Origin of the sequence: Pseudomonas sp. 1912-s (assembly GCF_029269205.1) — a bacterium.
In the GTDB taxonomy this organism is placed as follows: Bacteria; Pseudomonadota; Gammaproteobacteria; order Pseudomonadales; family Pseudomonadaceae; genus Aquipseudomonas.
Window position 1 is genome coordinate 1 of sequence record NZ_JARIXR010000046.1, and the last position, 16,037, is coordinate 16,037.

Below are 16,037 nucleotides of genomic sequence, written 5' to 3' on the forward strand. Positions count from 1 at the left end.
GGCGTGGTAAATCACCAGCTCATTTTTAGCAACATCGACGCCAATGATCGGCTTTGAGACAGGAACTGGCATTGCCATGGGACTTCCTCCGGGCTATGGTTTTGAGCACTTGAAGGGCTCACCCAGAGGCGCAGGCTTGTTCCTATCGTCGGTCATAGCCAGATGCATTCTTTATCGGCGCTTGGGTGAAAGGAGGAGGGGCGAAATCTCCCACGGTCTGTACTGCGCCAACAGTCAGAATCGGGCTTTGTCCCTCCTCCTCCCTTCAAGTCCTAGCATACAAGCGGGCTTGCTGTGGCGAGCGGGCTTGCCCCGCGTTGGGCTGCGAAGCAGCCCCATCAATCTGTGGTGAACCCGACGGGGGACAAGCCCCCTCACCACAGCAAGCCCGCTCCCACATTTAGATCTTTGTCGCTCAGAAGGTCCAGGACGGCTCGCGATCGGTCTGCACCCCATAACGCTCTATCGCCTCTTGGCAAACCTGCCGGTCCAGACTCCCCTGCTCCACCAACGCCGTCAGCGCCGCCAGCACGAGGTGATAGCGATCCACCTCAAAGAAATCCCGCAACGCCGCCCGGGTGTCACTACGGCCAAAACCATCCGTGCCCAGCACGGTATAAGCCGAATCCACGTATGACCCAATCATCTGCGGCACCGCCCGCACATAGTCAGAGACCGCCACCACCGGCGCGCCCTTGGGCAAGCACTCCGCCAGGTGGCTGCGCCGCGCCGGCTGCTGCGGATGCAGGCGATTCCAGCGTTCCACCTCGCGTGCGTCCCGGGCCAGTTCGCTGAAGCTGGTGACACTAAACACCTCAGCTTCAACCTTCCAATCGTCTGCCAGCAACTGCGCCGCCGCCTGGGCTTCACGCACCAGCGTGCCGGCACCGAGCAAGCGAACCTTGCCACCCACCTGCCCGCTCAACCGGTACAGGCCTTTGATGATCGCCGCGTCGACGCCTTCCGGCAGGCTCGGCTGCGGGTAGTTTTCGTTCATCAGGGTCACGTAGTAGAACTCGTCGACGTCGTGCTCCAGCATCTGGCGCATGCCATGGTCGAGGATGACCGCAAACTCGCCGGCGAACGCCGGGTCGTAGGCGCGGCAGTTGGGTACGGTGGCGGCCATCAGGTGGCTGCTGCCGTCCTGGTGCTGCAAGCCTTCGCCACCGAGGGTGGTGCGCCCGGCCGTGGCGCCCAGCAGGAAGCCACGGGCGCGCTGGTCGGCAGCGGCCCAGATCAGGTCGCCGACGCGCTGGAAACCGAACATCGAGTAGTAGATGTAGAACGGCAGCATCCGCAGGCCATGCACCGAATAACTGGTGGCCGCCGCCACCCAGGAGCTGATGGCGCTGGCTTCGCTGATGCCTTCTTCCAGGATCTGCCCGTCGGTGGCCTCGCGGTAGCTGAGGATCGAACCAATGTCTTCCGGCTCGTAGCGCTGGCCCACGCTGGAATAGATACCGATCTGCTTGAACAGGTTGGCCATGCCAAACGTGCGCGCCTCGTCGGCGACGATGGGCACGATGCGTGGGCCGAGGGCCTTGTCCTTGAGCAGATTGGTGAGCATGCGCACAAAGGCCATGGTGGTGGACATTTCCTTGCCGTCCGCCTGGGTGGCAAACGCACCGTAGCCCGACACCGGCGGTACGCTGACGGCGGGCGCCTGCTGGCCACGGCTCGGGACATACCCGCCGAGGTCGGCGCGGCGCTGGTGCAGGTAACACATTTCGAGGCTGTCTGGCGCCGGTTTGTAGAAACTCAGGGACTCGGTCTGCTCATCCGTCAGCGGCAACTGGAAGCGATTGCGGAAGGCGATCAAAGCCTCGCGGTCGAGCTTCTTCTGCTGGTGAGTGGTCATCTTGCCCTGCCCGGCCTCGCCCATGCCAAAACCCTTTTTGGTCTGGGCCAGGATCACCGTCGGCTTGCCGCTGACCCGGCGTGCAGCGTGATAGGCCGCATGGATCTTGACCATGTCATGGCCGCCGCGCTTGAGGCGGTCGATCTGCCCATCGCTCATGCCTTCGACCAACTTGGACAGCGCCTCGCTTTGGCCGAAGAAATGTTCACGGTTATAGGCACCGTCCTTGGCGGCGAAGGTCTGGAATTGGCCGTCCACCGTCTGCGACAGGGTGCGGGCCAGTTCGCCGTCGGTATCCTTGGCCAGCAAGGCGTCCCAGTCCGAACCCCACACCAGCTTGATCACGTTCCAGCCGACGCCGGCGAACAAGGCTTCCAGCTCGTCGATGATGCGCCCGTTGCCGCGCACCGGGCCGTCGAGGCGTTGCAGGTTGCAGTTGACCAGCCAGGTCAGGTTGTCCAGGCCTTCGCGGGCGGCCAGGGTCAGGGCCGACATGCTTTCCGGCTCGTCCATCTCGCCGTCGCCGAACACGCCCCAGACGTGGCGGTCCGTGGTGTCCTGCAAGCCACGGTGCTGCAAGTAGCGCATGAACCGCGCCTGGAAAATCGAGCTGATGGGGCCAATGCCCATGGAGCCGGTGGGAAATTGCCAGAAATCCGGCATCAACCACGGGTGCGGATAGCTGGAGAGGCCCCGGGCGCCCGCCTTGCCGGCGCCGATTTCCTGGCGATAGTGGGCCAGGTCGGCCTCGCTCAGACGGCCCTCAAGGAAGGCTCGGGCATAGATGCCGGGGGCGGAGTGTGGCTGGTAGAACACCAGGTCGCCGCCAAAACTGTCGCTGCGGGCGCGGAAAAAGTGGTTGAAGCCCACTTCAAACAAATCCGCTGCGCTGGCGTAGCTGGCGATATGCCCTCCCAGTTCGCCGTAGGCCTGGTTGGCGCGCACCACCATGGCCAGGGCGTTCCAGCGCACCACTGAAGCCAGGCGTTCTTCGGTGGCCAGGTCGCCGGGAAACGGCGGTTGCTGGTCCACGGCGATGCTATTGATGTAAGGCGTGCCATGCCGGGGCTTCCAGGCGATGTGCGGCGCGCCGCCGGCGTCCGCCAGCATGTCGAGGATCTCCCGGGCCCGCGCCGCGCCGGCGTTGGCCACCAGGGAGGCCAGGGCATCGCGCCATTCGGCCAGTTCTTCCTGATCCATCGCTGTCTGACTCACTGCACTCGCGAAACCGTTCATGGGCACCTCCGGGCTTTTTTCCAGTTTATGTCGGTGTCAGGGGATTTTTTGACTGTTGTAAGCGGCCGCACGCGCTGTTTTGAGCACAAATCACTGCCAATCGACAGATTCAGAGCACGTTGTGCTTCAACTCCCGGAGAGCCCGCAATTGTGTTTAAAATGCCGCCCGCTCAATGACCGACGTTGCCCGATGACCCCAGACGCACTCGCTACCCTGCACGCCCATTTGCTGACCGCCCTGCACACCGTTCCCACGGAGACCCGGCGCCTGTTTCACGGGCGTGGCCGCTGCTGGCCTGGCCTGGAACAGCTGACGGTGGACTGGCTGCAAGGTGTGGTGCTGGTCTCGCTGTTCAAGGAACCCGAAGCTTCGGGACTTGAGGCGTTAAAACAGATGCTGGTGCAGTTCGATTGGTCGTCATATGGCGCCCATACCGTGGCGCTGCAACACCGCTACCTGCCGCAAAGCACCACCGAATGGCTGTTGGGCGAGGCGGTCGACGAACTGACCATCACCGAAGGCGGCCTGCGCTACCTGATCGACCTGGGCAAAAAGCAGAACAGCGGGCTGTTCCTCGATATGCGCTACGGCCGCAACTGGGTACGCGAACAGGCTCAAGGCCAGCGCGTACTGAACCTGTTTGCCTACACCTGCGGGTTCTCCGTCGCCGCCATCGAAGGCGGCGCCGAGCACGTGGTGAACCTGGACATGGCCCGGGGTGCCTTGAGCCGTGGCCGCGACAATCACCGCCTGAATGGCCATGACCTGAGCCAGGTGACCTTCCTCGGCCACGACCTGTTCAAGTCCTGGGCCAAAGTCACCCATAGCGGCCCGTATGACCTGGTGATCATCGACCCGCCTTCCTTCCAGAAAGGCAGCTTCCTGCTGACCAAGGACTACCAGCGAGTGCTGCGCCGCCTGCCGGATCTGCTCACGGCACAGGGCACGGTGCTGGCGTGCATGAATGACCCGGCCTTCGGCGAAGACTTCCTGATCGACGGCGTAACCCGCGAAGCGCCTGGCCTGCGCTTTGACCGGCGGCTGGAAAACCCGCCGGAATTTCCCGATATTGATCCTCAAAGCGGATTAAAGGCTCTGGTGTTCCGTCAAGGCTGATGCCGAAACGTCTTACGCTTGCTACGCTTAACCTACGCCGGGTGGTGAACCTTATCCCACCCTTCCCGGTCGATACTTGCACACTCTGGCCAGATTCGACGGTGTTACCCCGTCGGCTGCCCTGTTTCACCATTTGGAGAACGCCCCTGTGATATCGACCCTGCATGTAGCCCGTCTCAAGGCCTGGGGCGCCCATGGTTTTACCGCCACCGGCGTGGTGCTGGCCTTCCTGGCCACTCTGGCACTGCTGGAAAACTCACCCAAGGCCTGCCTGCTGTGGCTGGGCCTGGCGCTGGTGGTGGATGGTGTCGACGGCTCACTGGCGCGACGGGTGAATGTCAGCACGGTATTGCCAAGCTTTGACGGTTCGGTGCTGGACCTGGTGATCGATTACCTCACCTACGTGTTCATTCCGGCACTGTTCATCTATCGCTATATCGATCTGCCGGACTTTACCCACCTGTTTACGGTGTCGGTGATTCTGGTGTCCTCGCTGTTCTGTTTCTGCAACGTGAACATGAAGAGCAAGGACAACTACTTCGTCGGCTTCCCCGCCGCGTGGAACGTGGTGGCGCTGTGCGTCTATATTATCCAGCCGGAAGCCTGGGTCACCTTGCTCACTGTGATCGGCCTGGCGTTGCTGACCGTGACGCCGATGAAGTTCCTGCACCCGTTCCGGGTGAAGCGTTTCATGCCGATCAATATCGCCGTAACCACCATCTGGTTGCTGTGCAGCTTTTTGATGGTGGTGGATTACCCGAATACCAACCCGTGGACATTTGGGTTGTGGTCGCTGATGTCGGCGTACTTTCTGGGAATATGCATCTGGCGTACGGTCCTGGAGTGGGTCGGGACACACAAATAATCAAGCAAACCCGCTCCTACATTTGGATCGCCTCGACCCAGGGTTATGGGTAAGATACCGGCCTTTCGCGCAGCCCTTTCTGCGCCTTGCCGACTAAGTCTTGCCCATGCCCTTCGAACTCAGCGTTGACCTCACCACCCTGGCGATCCTCGCCGTTGTTGCCTTCATCGCCGGTTTCATCGACGCCATCGCCGGCGGTGGCGGCCTGCTGACCACGCCTGCCCTGCTGACCGCCGGCATGCCGCCGCACCTGGTGCTGGGCACCAACAAACTCAGTTCCACCTTCGGCTCGGCCACCGCCAGCTTTACCTTCTATCGCCGCAAGCTGTTTCATCCACGCCAGTGGGTGCATGCCATCGTCGGCACGCTGATCGGCGCACTCACCGGCGCAGTCGTCGCCCATTACCTGCCCGCCGAAACCCTGAACAAGATGCTCCCGGTGATTGTGTTCGGCTGCGGTTTGTATTTGCTGTTCGGCGGCACGCCCAAGGCGGCGCTGGATAACGACGCGCCGATCAAGAAGAAATGGCAGTCCACCCAGGGCTTTGGCCTGGGTTTCTACGACGGCGTGGCCGGCCCGGGCACCGGGGCGTTCTGGACCGTGAGTACCATGCTGCTGCACCCCATCGACCTGGTAAAAGCCAGCGGTGTGGCGCGCAGCATGAACTTCGTCAGCAACGCGGCGGCGCTGACGGTGTTCATCTTCAATGGTTCAGTGGACTGGATTGTCGGCCTGTGCATGGGCGTTTCGGTGATGTGCGGTGCATTCTTTGGCGCACGCAGCGCAATCAGCGGCGGCGCCAAGTTCATTCGCCCGGTGTTCATCACCGTGGTGCTCGGCCTGACGGTGCGCCTAGCCTGGCAGCACTGGTTCAGCGTGGCCTAAACGACGGGCCAGGTAGAGGTCGATCAGGTAGCGTGCAATCGAGCGGGACGCCGGCAACGGCGGCAGCTCATGGATGTTGAACCACTGCGCGTCTTCGATCTCGTCGGCCTGGGGCACAATATCGCCACCGGCATACTCGGCGTGAAAGCCCAGCATCATCGAGTGCGGGAACGGCCAGCACTGGCTGCCCATGTACTGGATGTTCTTGACCTCCACCTGCACTTCTTCACGCACCTCGCGAATCAGGCAGTCTTCGGCCGACTCACCCGGCTCGGCAAACCCTGCCAGGGTACTGTAGACCCCCGTGACAAAGCGCGGCGAACGGGCCAGCAGGATCTCGTCGCCACGGGTCACCAGCACGATCATGCTCGGCGAGATACGCGGGTAGCTGCGCAGGTCACAGGCCTGGCAGAACATCGCCCGCTCCCGTGGTACCTGCACCATCGCCTGGCCGCAACTGCCGCAAAACCTGTGTTCCCGGGCCCAGGTGCCGATTTGCGCGGCATAGCCCAGCACTTTGTACAGGGTGTGGTCGCCTTGCAGCATGAACGCCCGCAGGCCCTGCCAGCCACAGCCCGGCACATCGGCGGGGCTGTTGAGTTCCAGCAGGTACACCGGTTCGCCGTCCAGATGGCCGATGCCATGCTCGGCAAACACCGACAGGTCCTGGCGCTTGAGCCATTCCCGGGGGAACAGCGGGCCGTTCTGGTCGTGCAAAAAGCCTTCGCGGCTGCGGGCCACGGCCCAGCCGCCCGGGGCGTCGTTGTCCAGCAGCGTTGTGGTAATCCAGCCTGGGGTCATGTTCAGTCAATCCACGAATTCGGGTTTCTGCTTGCTCATATGGGCCGCGATGGCCACGCGCAGGTCGTTGGATTGCAACATAGCTGAGTTCCAGGTGGCAACGTATTCCAGACCATCATTGATGCTGTGGTCACGCATGTAGCTGATCATCGCCTTGGTACCGGTGACCGCGATCGGGGATTTGGCGGCGATTTCCCGAGCGATCTCCATCACGCCGGCCAGCAGGCTCTCGTGATCGCTGTACACCCGATTCACCAGGCCGATGCTGCGCGCCTCTTCTGCGCCGAACTGGCGGCCGGTGTAGGCCAGCTCACGGAGCATGCCGTCGCCGACGATGCGCGGCAGGCGTTGCAGGGTGCCGACGTCGGCGGCCATGCCGATGTCGATTTCCTTGATGGAGAATTGCGCATCTTCGGCGGCATAACGCATGTCACAGGCGCTGATCAGGTCGATGGCACCGCCGATGCAGTAACCGTGGATCGCCGCGAGTACCGGCTTGCGGCAGTTGTCGACGGCGTTGAACGAGGCTTGCAGTTCGAGGATCTTGCGCCGCAGCAGGCGCGCGTTGCGGCCTACGTCCTTGCCGAATTCATTGGCCACCGAAGCCAGCATCATCAGGTCGATGCCGGAAGAAAAATGCTTGCCGGCACCGCTGATGACCACCGCACGCACGGCGTCGGTGTCTTCGACCCACTGGAAGATGTCGATGATCTCGGTCCAGAACGCCGCGTTCATGGCGTTGATCTTTTCCGGGCGGTTGAGCTGCACATGGGCGACGTTGCCGCTGAGTTCGACGACAAAGGCTTGGTATTCGGACATGGCAGTGATCCTTGACTGGCAGCTGGGATAAGGGCCGAACTATAACAAGGGTGTGTGACGGCGGGTAAGGCTGTGCATCGGCCAAAAACGGGACTGAAGAACAGTGAAGATCAAATGTGGGAGCTGGCTTGCCTGCGATGGCGGTGTATCAGTCAACAAAGATGCAGGCTGACCCACCGCTATCGCAGGCAAGCCAGCTCCCACAATGGTTTTGTGGTGTTCTTCAGCTCGGCAGCCACAGCCGGAACCGTGCGCCGCCCAATGGCGAGCCCTGGGCCGTCAATGTTCCGCCCTGTGCTTCCAGCGCCCGGCGGCTGATGGCCAGTCCCAGGCCAAAACCGCCGGTGGCCCGGTCACGGCTGCGATCCAGCCGGTAGAACGGCTCGAAAATCCGCTCCCGCTGGTCAACCGGAATGCCGATGCCGTCATCGTCCACCCAAATCTCGCAGCCCTTGGGGCACACCTTCACCCCCACCTGAATTCGTCGCTCGCAATACCGCATGGCGTTGCGCAGCAGGTTTTGCAAAGCCCGGGCGGTCAGGCGCGGGTCCAGGGTGAAACGCTCCACGGCGCAGTCGAGCACCACATCCATGACGATATCGGGGTTTTCCAGTTCATCGTCGACGCTGCCGAGGATGCTGTCGATAAACTCATCCAGCACCACTTCCACCCGCTCCGGCGTCTGCGCCGGGTTTTGCAAGCGGCTGTAGGACAGCAGCTCCAGCACCAGTTCATCCAGTTCACGAATGTGTGCCACCAGGCCTTGCAGGCGTTCGCGGCTGGCGGCCGGCAGGTCGTCGGAGAGCGCCAGGGCCAGGCCGAAATCCAGGCGCGTGAGTGGCGTGCGCAGTTCATGGGAGACCGCGTTGAGCAAGTCCCGTTGCTGGTTGAGCAACTGTTCGATGTCATTGGCCATGGTGTCGAACACCGCTGCCAGGCTGCCGATGTTGGAGCTGGAGGGAATCTTCGTGCGGGCCGCAAGGTTGCCCTGGCCGAGTTGCGCCGCCGTGCTTTTCAGGCGTTCCAGGTCGCGCCAGTGGGGCCGCAGCCAGAACAGCAGGCACGCCAGCAGCGCCGCGCCGATCAGCACGTTCATGCTCCAGTACAGCAGGTTCATGTCCAGCGGGTCCGGCGGTACCGAGACCTTGACCACCAACTGGTCGTCCAGGGGCGAGCTGACGTCGTCCGCCCAGCCCCACTCGCCCAGGCGAATCACCATCTGGTCTTTTTCCAGCAGGCGCTGTTCTTCCGGGGTGTAGCTGGCGTCCTGGATGCGCAGCAGTTGCACCTTGAGCGGCGCGAAATCCGCCGCCAGGCGCACGGTGACGTTGGCCCACTGCTCCATCGGCACCCGTTGGTACTCCTTGACGATCAGGCTCTGCATGCCTCGGGACTGCTCGATGTTGTAGCTCATGTAACGGTGTTCAAACAGCTGGATCACCGCCCGCGGCACCAGGTAGATCGCGGCGGCGAAGGTGACGATGGTGATCAGGTACAGGCGAATCAGGACGCGAAACATGGCTCAGCATTCCCACTCGGAACGGCTGAACAGGTAGCCCTTGCCCCACACGGTCTTGATCTTGCGCGCTTCACCGGCGTGGTCGTCGAACTTGCGCCGCAGCTTGGAAATCGCCACGTCCACCGAGCGGTCGGTACCGTTGAATTCGATGCCCCGCAGGCGTTGCAGGATCTGGTCGCGGCTGAGCACTTCGCCGGCATGCCGGGCCAGCACCACCAGCAGGTTGTATTCACCGCTGGACAGCTCCACCGCCTGGTCGCGCCAGGTCACGGTGCGCTCCGACAGGTCGATGCACAGGTTGCCCATCAGGATCTGGTCGTTGGCCACCTGGGGTTCGGTGAGGCTGCTGCGCCGTAGCAAGGTGCGCACGCGGGCCAGCAATACCCGGGGCTCACAGGGTTTGGTGACGTAATCGTCGGCGCCCATTTCCAGCCCCAGCACCTGGTCGTGGCTGTCGTCGCGAGCGGTGAGCATCAGGATCGGCAGCGTGGCCGAATCGGCCCGCAGCAACCGGCAGACTTGCAGGCCGTCGAGGCCCGGCAGCATCAGGTCGAGGATGACCAGGTCCGGCGGGTTGAGTCGCGCGCGCTCACGCACGTGGTCGCCTCGGCTGAGCACACTGACGTGATAGCCGTTGCGTTCCAGATAACTGGCGATCAATTCGGAGAGCGCTGCGTCGTCTTCCACCAGGAGAATGTTGGGCATGGTATTTCCAAATAATACAATTTCTAAGTCGTACACAAATCCAATGTGGGAGCGGGCTTGCTCGCGAATGCGGTGTGTCAGCCACCAGATGTATCAACTGAAACAGCGCATTCGCGAGCAAGCCCGCTCCCACATTTGATCTTCGGTGTCTGGAAGATCGTGTAAGGTTCGGCGGTTATGAAGGATATACGCCCCCGCGCATCTGTGGGCCGCACCTTACATTTCTTCACACACCACCTACAGAGCTTCACAGCACTCTGGCGGGGGCGCCCGTAGGATGCGCCAGTCAATATTGGGATATGAGCATGTCGAAGAATCTGTTTGCGCCGTTTTGCCTGTTGGCCCTGACACTGGCGCTGAGCGCGTGTGGCAAGTCCGCGGACGAAGCCGCCGAGGCACCCTTGGCCAAGGTGCGGATCGAAACCCTGGAAGCCAAGCCCCTGTCCATCACCAGCGAGCTGAGCGGGCGGATTGCCGCGCCGCGCATCGCCGAAGTACGCGCCCGGGTGGCCGGCGTGGTGTTACAGCGGGTGTTCAAGGAAGGTCACGACGTGAAACAGGGCGATGTGCTGTTCCGGATTGACCCGGCGCCATTCAAGGCCGACCTCGACAGCGCCCAGGCCAGCCTGCGCAAAGCCGAGGCCAATGCGTTCCAGGCGCGCCTGCAGGAGCAGCGCTACAGCCAATTGGTGGAAGGCAACGCCATCAGCGGCCAGGAATACGACAATGCCCGCGCCGCCGCCCGGCAAACCGCCGCCGACGTGGCCGCCAACCAGGCCGCGGTGCAGCGCGCCAAATTGAACCTGGGTTATGCCACCGTCACCGCGCCGATTTCCGGGCGCATCGGCCGCGCGCTGGTGACCGAAGGCGCACTGGTGGGGCAGAACGAAGCCACGCCGATGGCGCTGATCCAGCAACTGGACCCGATCCACGCCGACCTGACCCAATCCACCCGCGAGCTGAATGACCTGCGCCGGGCCTTCCGCGCCGGGCACTTGAAGCAGGTCGGCCAGGACCAGGCCAAGGCCACGCTGATTCAGGATGACGGCAGCCTGTACCCGTTGCCGGGCAAGTTGCTGTTCGCCGAGATCAGCGTCGACCCGGGCACCGGGCAGATCATCTTGCGCAGCGAGTTCCCCAACCCGGACCTCGACCTGCTGCCCGGCAGCTTTATTCGTGTACGCCTGGAGCAAGCCGTCGACCAGCAAGGCATCAGCGTGCCGCAACGGGCGATCACCCGCGACAGCGCCGGGATTCCCATGGTGTTGCTGCTGGACGCCGAGCAAACCGTGAGCCAGCAACCGGTGGAATTGGGTTCGGTGGTGAATGACCGCTGGGTCGTGACCCGCGGCCTCAAGGCCGGTGACCGTATCGTCGTCGAAGGCCTGCAACACGCCCGCCCGGGCGAGAAAGTCCAGGTTGACGACAGCACCGCGCCTCTCGCCCAGGCATCCGGCCAGTAACAAAGGGATAGTTCACAATGCCGCAGTTCTTTATTGACCGCCCGATATTCGCCTGGGTGGTCGCCCTGTTTATCCTGCTGGCTGGCGCCCTCGCCATCCCGCAGTTGCCCGTGGCGCAATACCCCAACGTCGCGCCGCCGAAAGTCGAGATCTACGCGGTGTACCCGGGCGCCTCGGCGCAGACCCTGGACGAAAGTGTGGTCAGCCTGATCGAGCAGGAGCTTAACGGCGCCGATCACTTGCTGTATTTCGAGTCCCAGAGCAGCCTCGGTTCGGCCACCATTACTGCAACCTTCCAGCCGGGCACCGACCCGGAGATGGCCCAGGTGGACGTGCAAAACCGTCTCAAGGCGGTGGAGCCGCGCCTGCCTCAGGCGGTGACCCAGCAAGGCCTGCAGGTGGAGAAAGTCTCCGCCGGTTTCCTGCTGCTGGTAACCCTGACCTCCAGCGACGGCAAGCTGGATGACGTGGCGCTCAGCGATTACCTGGCGCGCAACGTGATGAACGAACTCAAGCGCCTGGACGGTGTGGGCAAGGCCCAGCTGTACGGCGCCGAGCGTGCGATGCGGATCTGGATCGACCCGCAGAAGCTGATCGGTTTCAACCTGACCCCGGCCGACGTCAATGCCGCCATCTCCGCGCAGAACGCCCAGGTGTCGGCAGGCAGCATCGGTGATTTGCCGGGCACCAAGACCCAGGAAATCACCGCGTCGATTCTGGTGAAAGGCCAGCTCTCGACGCCGGCCGAATTTGCCGACATCGTACTCAAGGCCAATCCGGACGGTTCTACCGTGCGCGTCGGAGACGTGGCGCGGGTGGAAATCGGCAGCCAGGAATACCAGTTCTCCACCCGCCTGAACGGCAAGCCCTCCACCGCCGTCAGCGTGCAGCTGTCACCCGGCGCCAACGCCTTGAGCACCGCGACCCTGGTGCGGGCGAAGATGGACGAACTGGCGCGCTACTTCCCGGCCAACGTCGAATACAAGATCCCATACGACACTTCGCCGTTCGTGAAGGTCTCGATCACCAAGGTGGTGTACACCCTGGGCGAGGCGATGCTGCTGGTGTTTGCGGTGATGTTCCTGTTCCTGCAAAACATCCGCTACACGCTGATCCCGACGCTGGTGGTGCCGATCGCGTTGATGGGCACCTTCGCCACCATGCTGTTGCTGGGCTTCTCGATCAACGTGCTGACCATGTTCGGCATGGTGTTGGCCATCGGCATCCTGGTGGACGATGCGATTGTGGTGGTGGAGAACGTCGAGCGGATCATGGTCACCGAGGGCCTGTCGCCCAAGGAAGCCACGCGCAAAGCCATGGGCCAGATCACCGGGGCGATTGTCGGCATCACGCTGGTGCTGGTGGCGGTGTTCCTGCCGATGGCGTTCATGCCGGGTTCGGTGGGTGTGATCTACCAGCAGTTCTCGCTGTCGATGGCCACCTCGATCCTGTTCTCGGCATTCCTCGCCCTGACCTTGACTCCGGCGCTGTGCGCCACCTTGCTCAAGCCGATTGCCAAGGGCGAGCACCATGAGAAAGGCGGGTTCTTCGGCTGGTTCAACCGGCGCTTCGAGCAGTTCACCGACCGCTATGAAGGCTGGGTGGCGTATGCCCTCAAGCGCAGCGGCCGCTACCTGCTGATCTACCTGGTGCTGGTGGTCGGCCTGGGGGTGTTGTTCAGCCGCCTGCCCTCCTCGTTCCTGCCGGTGGAAGACCAGGGTTACACCATCACCGATATTCAGTTGCCACCGGGGGCAAGCAAAAACCGCACGGTCAAGGTGGCCGAGCAGATCGAAGCGCACAACGCCGGCGAACCCGGTGTGGGCGATACCACGATGATCATGGGCTTCAGCTTTTCCGGCTCCGGGCAGAACGCCGCACTGGCGTTTACCACGCTCAAGGATTGGTCGGAACGCAGCAGCCAGGATTCCGCCGCCGCGATTGCAGACCGGGCCAACGCGGCCTTCAGCGAGCTGAAGGACGCAATTGCCTATGCGATCCTGCCGCCGCCGGTGGATGGCCTGGGCACCTCCAGCGGTTTCGAGTTCCGCCTGCAAGACCGTGGCGGCGTCGGCCATGCCGCGCTGATGGAAGCCCGTACCGAACTGCTGGCCGCCGCCGAGAAAAGCCCGATCCTGGCCAACGTGCGTGAAAGCGCCCTGGCCGAGGCGCCTCAGGTGCAACTGGAAGTGGATCGCAAGCAAGCCAACGCCCTGGGGATTTCCTTTGCCGACATCGGCAATGTGCTGTCCTCGGCCATCGGGTCGGCCTATATCAATGACTTCCCCAACCAGGGCCGCATGCAGCGGGTGGTGATGCAGGCCGAAGGCGATCAACGCAGCCAGGTGGCCGACCTGATGAAGATCCATGTGCGCAACAACGCCGGGAAGATGGTGCCGCTGTCGGCCTTCGTTGAAGCGCGCTGGATCCAGGGCCCGGCCCAGTTGACCCGCTACAACGGTTACCCGGCCATCGCGATTTCCGGTGAGTCGGCGCCCGGCCACAGCACCGGCGAGGCGATGGAGGAGATCCAGCGGCTGGTCAGCCAACTGCCCGCCGGACTGGGCCAGGAGTGGACAGGCCTGTCGTTGCAGGAGCGTTTGTCCGGTTCCCAGGCGCCGCTGTTGCTCGGCTTGTCGCTGTTGATCGTGTTCCTGTGCCTGGCGGCGCTGTACGAGAGCTGGTCGATTCCAACCTCGGTGTTGCTGGTGGTGCCGCTTGGCGTACTCGGTGCGGTATTGGCCGTGAGTTTGCGCGGGATGCCCAACGACGTGTTCTTCAAGGTCGGCCTGATTACGATTATTGGCCTGTCGGCGAAGAACGCGATCCTGATCATCGAGTTTGCCAAGGACCTGTATGACCAGGGCGAAGACTTGGTCGATGCCACGTTGAAAGCCGCCCGCCTGCGCCTGCGGCCGATCATCATGACGTCCCTGGCGTTTATCCTCGGCGTGGTGCCGTTGGCGATTGCCACGGGTGCCAGTTCCGCCAGCCAGCAGGCCATCGGTACCGGGGTGATCGGCGGGATGATTACCGCGACGCTGGCGGTGGTGTTTGTGCCGGTGTTCTTCGTGGTGGTGATGAAGCTGGTGAAGAAGCGCCACAAAGACAGCTGAACAAAGGACTCAGGTGGGCTAAGGTAATGCAAACCCTGGCCCATCGAGCTCCCATGCCCTTCCTCGCCCGCACCCACCCTCGCCTGTCCTGCGCCGCCGTATTGGGCCTGGCAGTGGGCCTCCTGGCTCCGGCCGATACACTCATCAGCAAAATCCTTATCGGCTGGAATGCCGGGGTCTGGACCTACCTGGTGCTGATGCTGTGGCTCACCAGCCGTTCCCGCGCCGACGACGTAAAGCGTATCGCCGAGATCGAGGACGAGAACGCCAGCCTGGTGCTGTTCATGGTGTGCATCGCGGCGATTGCCAGCCTGGCGACCATTACCTTTGAACTGGTGGGCAGCAAGGACCTGAGCAGTACCGAGCGCCTGTTGCACTACGGGTTTACCGGCCTGACGGTGATCGGTTCATGGTTGCTGATCGGGGTAATTTTCAGCGTGCATTACGCGCGCCTGTATTACACCTGGGACGGCCCCGAGCCGGCGCTGCGCTTTGCCGAGGATCTGCGCACACCCAATTACTGGGACTTTCTGTACTTCTCGTTCACCATCGGTGTGGCGGTACAAACGGCGGATGTTGGGGTTGCCACGCGCGGCCTGCGCAAGGTCGTGCTGGGGCAATCGTTGATCGGCTTCCTGTTCAACACCGCGATCCTGGGGTTTTCGATCAACATTGCCGCCGGGCTGTTCGGTTGAGGCTGCACAAACCTTCTAGACGCCACCCGGCGCTGCGGCGCTAACTGGCGATAACCTATTCGTTATCGGTGCGTTATGACCGCCCACAACTGGATCGACCTGGCTCAAGACGCCGACACCGGCATCGAGACCCTGCGTGCGCATTTCGAGGGCCACGCCTACGACCCGCACTGGCACGACAGTTTCCTGGTGGGCGTTACCGAGCAAGGCGTGCAGCAATTCAACTGTCGCCGGGCCCGCCATCACAGCACACCGGGACAAGTGTTTTTGCTGGAACCGGGGGAAATCCATGACGGCAACGCCCCCACGCCCGAGGGTTTCACCTACCGTATGCTGTACCTCGACCCGCATTGGCTGGAGCGGGAAGTGTCGGCCGTGTTCGAGGAAGCGCCCGCCAACAGTCATCTGAGCTTTACCACCACACTGACCAGTGACCCGCGCCTGGCGCTCGCCACCCACCAGGCTTTTCAAAGCCTGCACGCGGGCGAGTTACGCATCGTGCGCCAAAGCGCCCTCGACCAGTTGCTGGAACGCTTGACCGGGCAATTGCAGTGGCGCCAACGCTATCGCGAAGACCCACGCTTGCCGCTGGTAGCCCACAAGGCCCGGGAATACCTGCATGCCCATCTGCAACAGGATGTCGGGATGGACGAGTTGGCCCTGGCGACCGGTGTTGATCGCTTCCGCCTGACCCGCGCCTTCAAAAGCGCGTTCGGATTGCCGCCTCACGCTTACCTGGTGCAACTGCGCCTGGCCCGCGCCCGGCATTTACTGGCCCGGGGCGCCCAACCCGCCGACGTCGCAACAGACCTGGGCTTTGCCGATCAAAGTCATTTGGGCCGCTGGTTCGTGCGGGCCTATGGCCTCACACCCGCTGCCTACCGCAAGCGCTGCTCAAATCTTCCAGACAGGTAACGGCCAGGCTTGTGAAGATCGACTTCATTGATCTGCTGATTG

12 protein-coding genes are annotated in these 16,037 nt (G+C 62.8%); 7 read left to right on the forward strand and 5 right to left on the reverse strand.

The features are described 5' to 3' along the window. Positions 1-415: 415 nt before the first annotated feature. On the reverse strand, positions 416-3,094 hold the full coding sequence (gene mdeB, locus P3C29_RS30570; protein ID WP_275966242.1) for an alpha-ketoglutarate dehydrogenase: 2,679 nt from the start codon (positions 3,092-3,094) through the stop codon (positions 416-418). Positions 3,095-3,284: 190 nt separating this feature from the next. On the opposite strand from mdeB, the gene P3C29_RS30575 reads away from it, so the two are divergent. The 3 genes from P3C29_RS30575 to P3C29_RS30585 all read left to right on the forward strand — a co-directional run bounded on the left by P3C29_RS30575 (position 3,285) and on the right by P3C29_RS30585 (position 5,962). Then, positions 3,285-4,211 (forward strand): class I SAM-dependent methyltransferase, encoded by a 927-nt coding sequence (locus tag P3C29_RS30575; RefSeq protein WP_169388173.1) that lies wholly within the window; start codon positions 3,285-3,287, stop codon positions 4,209-4,211. 148 nt (positions 4,212-4,359) lie between these two features. Continuing rightward, entirely contained in the window at positions 4,360-5,076 is a 717-nt protein-coding gene (pcsA, locus tag P3C29_RS30580; protein ID WP_201123628.1) for a phosphatidylcholine synthase, read from the forward strand. Between the two features lie 106 nt (positions 5,077-5,182). Beyond that, complete coding sequence (locus tag P3C29_RS30585) at positions 5,183-5,962, forward strand: TSUP family transporter (protein WP_169388171.1); 780 nt, start codon at positions 5,183-5,185, stop codon at positions 5,960-5,962. Here P3C29_RS30585 and nudC read toward each other — a convergent pair. The 4 genes from nudC to P3C29_RS30605 form a co-directional block, all read right to left on the reverse strand. Next, positions 5,930-6,763 (reverse strand): NAD(+) diphosphatase, encoded by an 834-nt coding sequence (gene nudC, locus P3C29_RS30590; RefSeq protein ID WP_008430294.1) that lies wholly within the window; start codon positions 6,761-6,763, stop codon positions 5,930-5,932. The genes P3C29_RS30585 and nudC overlap by 33 nt on opposite strands. A gap of 6 nt (positions 6,764-6,769) precedes the next feature. Beyond that, positions 6,770-7,582 carry a crotonase/enoyl-CoA hydratase family protein gene (locus tag P3C29_RS30595; RefSeq protein WP_201123626.1) on the reverse strand — a complete coding sequence of 271 codons (813 nt, stop codon included), beginning with the start codon at positions 7,580-7,582 and terminating at the stop codon, positions 6,770-6,772. Positions 7,583-7,805: 223 nt separating this feature from the next. Then, complete coding sequence (locus P3C29_RS30600) at positions 7,806-9,101, reverse strand: ATP-binding protein (protein ID WP_275966243.1); 1,296 nt, start codon at positions 9,099-9,101, stop codon at positions 7,806-7,808. Between the two features lie 3 nt (positions 9,102-9,104). Further along, positions 9,105-9,806 (reverse strand): response regulator transcription factor, encoded by a 702-nt coding sequence (locus tag P3C29_RS30605; protein WP_010165572.1) that lies wholly within the window; start codon positions 9,804-9,806, stop codon positions 9,105-9,107. A gap of 305 nt (positions 9,807-10,111) precedes the next feature. Between P3C29_RS30605 and P3C29_RS30610 the strand changes: the two genes are divergently transcribed. The 4 genes from P3C29_RS30610 to P3C29_RS30625 all read left to right on the forward strand — a co-directional run bounded on the left by P3C29_RS30610 (position 10,112) and on the right by P3C29_RS30625 (position 15,995). Continuing rightward, on the forward strand, positions 10,112-11,269 hold the full coding sequence (locus tag P3C29_RS30610; protein ID WP_275966244.1) for an efflux RND transporter periplasmic adaptor subunit: 1,158 nt from the start codon (positions 10,112-10,114) through the stop codon (positions 11,267-11,269). Positions 11,270-11,286: 17 nt separating this feature from the next. Then, the gene (locus P3C29_RS30615; RefSeq protein ID WP_275966245.1) at positions 11,287-14,385 is read left to right on the forward strand and encodes an efflux RND transporter permease subunit; all 3,099 of its coding nucleotides are present in this window, start codon (positions 11,287-11,289) and stop codon (positions 14,383-14,385) included. 53 nt (positions 14,386-14,438) lie between these two features. Beyond that, positions 14,439-15,080 carry a DUF1345 domain-containing protein gene (locus tag P3C29_RS30620; protein ID WP_275966246.1) on the forward strand — a complete coding sequence of 214 codons (642 nt, stop codon included), beginning with the start codon at positions 14,439-14,441 and terminating at the stop codon, positions 15,078-15,080. A gap of 75 nt (positions 15,081-15,155) precedes the next feature. Continuing rightward, positions 15,156-15,995 (forward strand): AraC family transcriptional regulator, encoded by an 840-nt coding sequence (locus tag P3C29_RS30625; protein ID WP_275966247.1) that lies wholly within the window; start codon positions 15,156-15,158, stop codon positions 15,993-15,995. Positions 15,996-16,037: the final 42 nt, after the last annotated feature.

Excerpts from the sequence above, each read along its gene's own strand:
- P3C29_RS30625 (WP_275966247.1), top strand. The coding sequence starts at position 15,156 with ATGACCGCCCACAACTGGATCGACCTGGCTCAAGACGCCGACACCGGC.
- P3C29_RS30610 (WP_275966244.1), top strand. The coding sequence starts at position 10,112 with ATGTCGAAGAATCTGTTTGCGCCGTTTTGCCTGTTGGCCCTGACACTG.
- P3C29_RS30620 (WP_275966246.1), top strand. The coding sequence starts at position 14,439 with ATGCCCTTCCTCGCCCGCACCCACCCTCGCCTGTCCTGCGCCGCCGTA.
- mdeB (WP_275966242.1), bottom strand. The coding sequence starts at position 3,094 with ATGAACGGTTTCGCGAGTGCAGTGAGTCAGACAGCGATGGATCAGGAA.
- P3C29_RS30595 (WP_201123626.1), bottom strand. The coding sequence starts at position 7,582 with ATGTCCGAATACCAAGCCTTTGTCGTCGAACTCAGCGGCAACGTCGCC.
- P3C29_RS30615 (WP_275966245.1), top strand. The coding sequence starts at position 11,287 with ATGCCGCAGTTCTTTATTGACCGCCCGATATTCGCCTGGGTGGTCGCC.
- P3C29_RS30600 (WP_275966243.1), bottom strand. The coding sequence starts at position 9,101 with ATGTTTCGCGTCCTGATTCGCCTGTACCTGATCACCATCGTCACCTTC.
- P3C29_RS30605 (WP_010165572.1), bottom strand. The coding sequence starts at position 9,806 with ATGCCCAACATTCTCCTGGTGGAAGACGACGCAGCGCTCTCCGAATTG.
- P3C29_RS30575 (WP_169388173.1), top strand. The coding sequence starts at position 3,285 with ATGACCCCAGACGCACTCGCTACCCTGCACGCCCATTTGCTGACCGCC.
- nudC (WP_008430294.1), bottom strand. The coding sequence starts at position 6,763 with ATGACCCCAGGCTGGATTACCACAACGCTGCTGGACAACGACGCCCCG.
- P3C29_RS30585 (WP_169388171.1), top strand. The coding sequence starts at position 5,183 with ATGCCCTTCGAACTCAGCGTTGACCTCACCACCCTGGCGATCCTCGCC.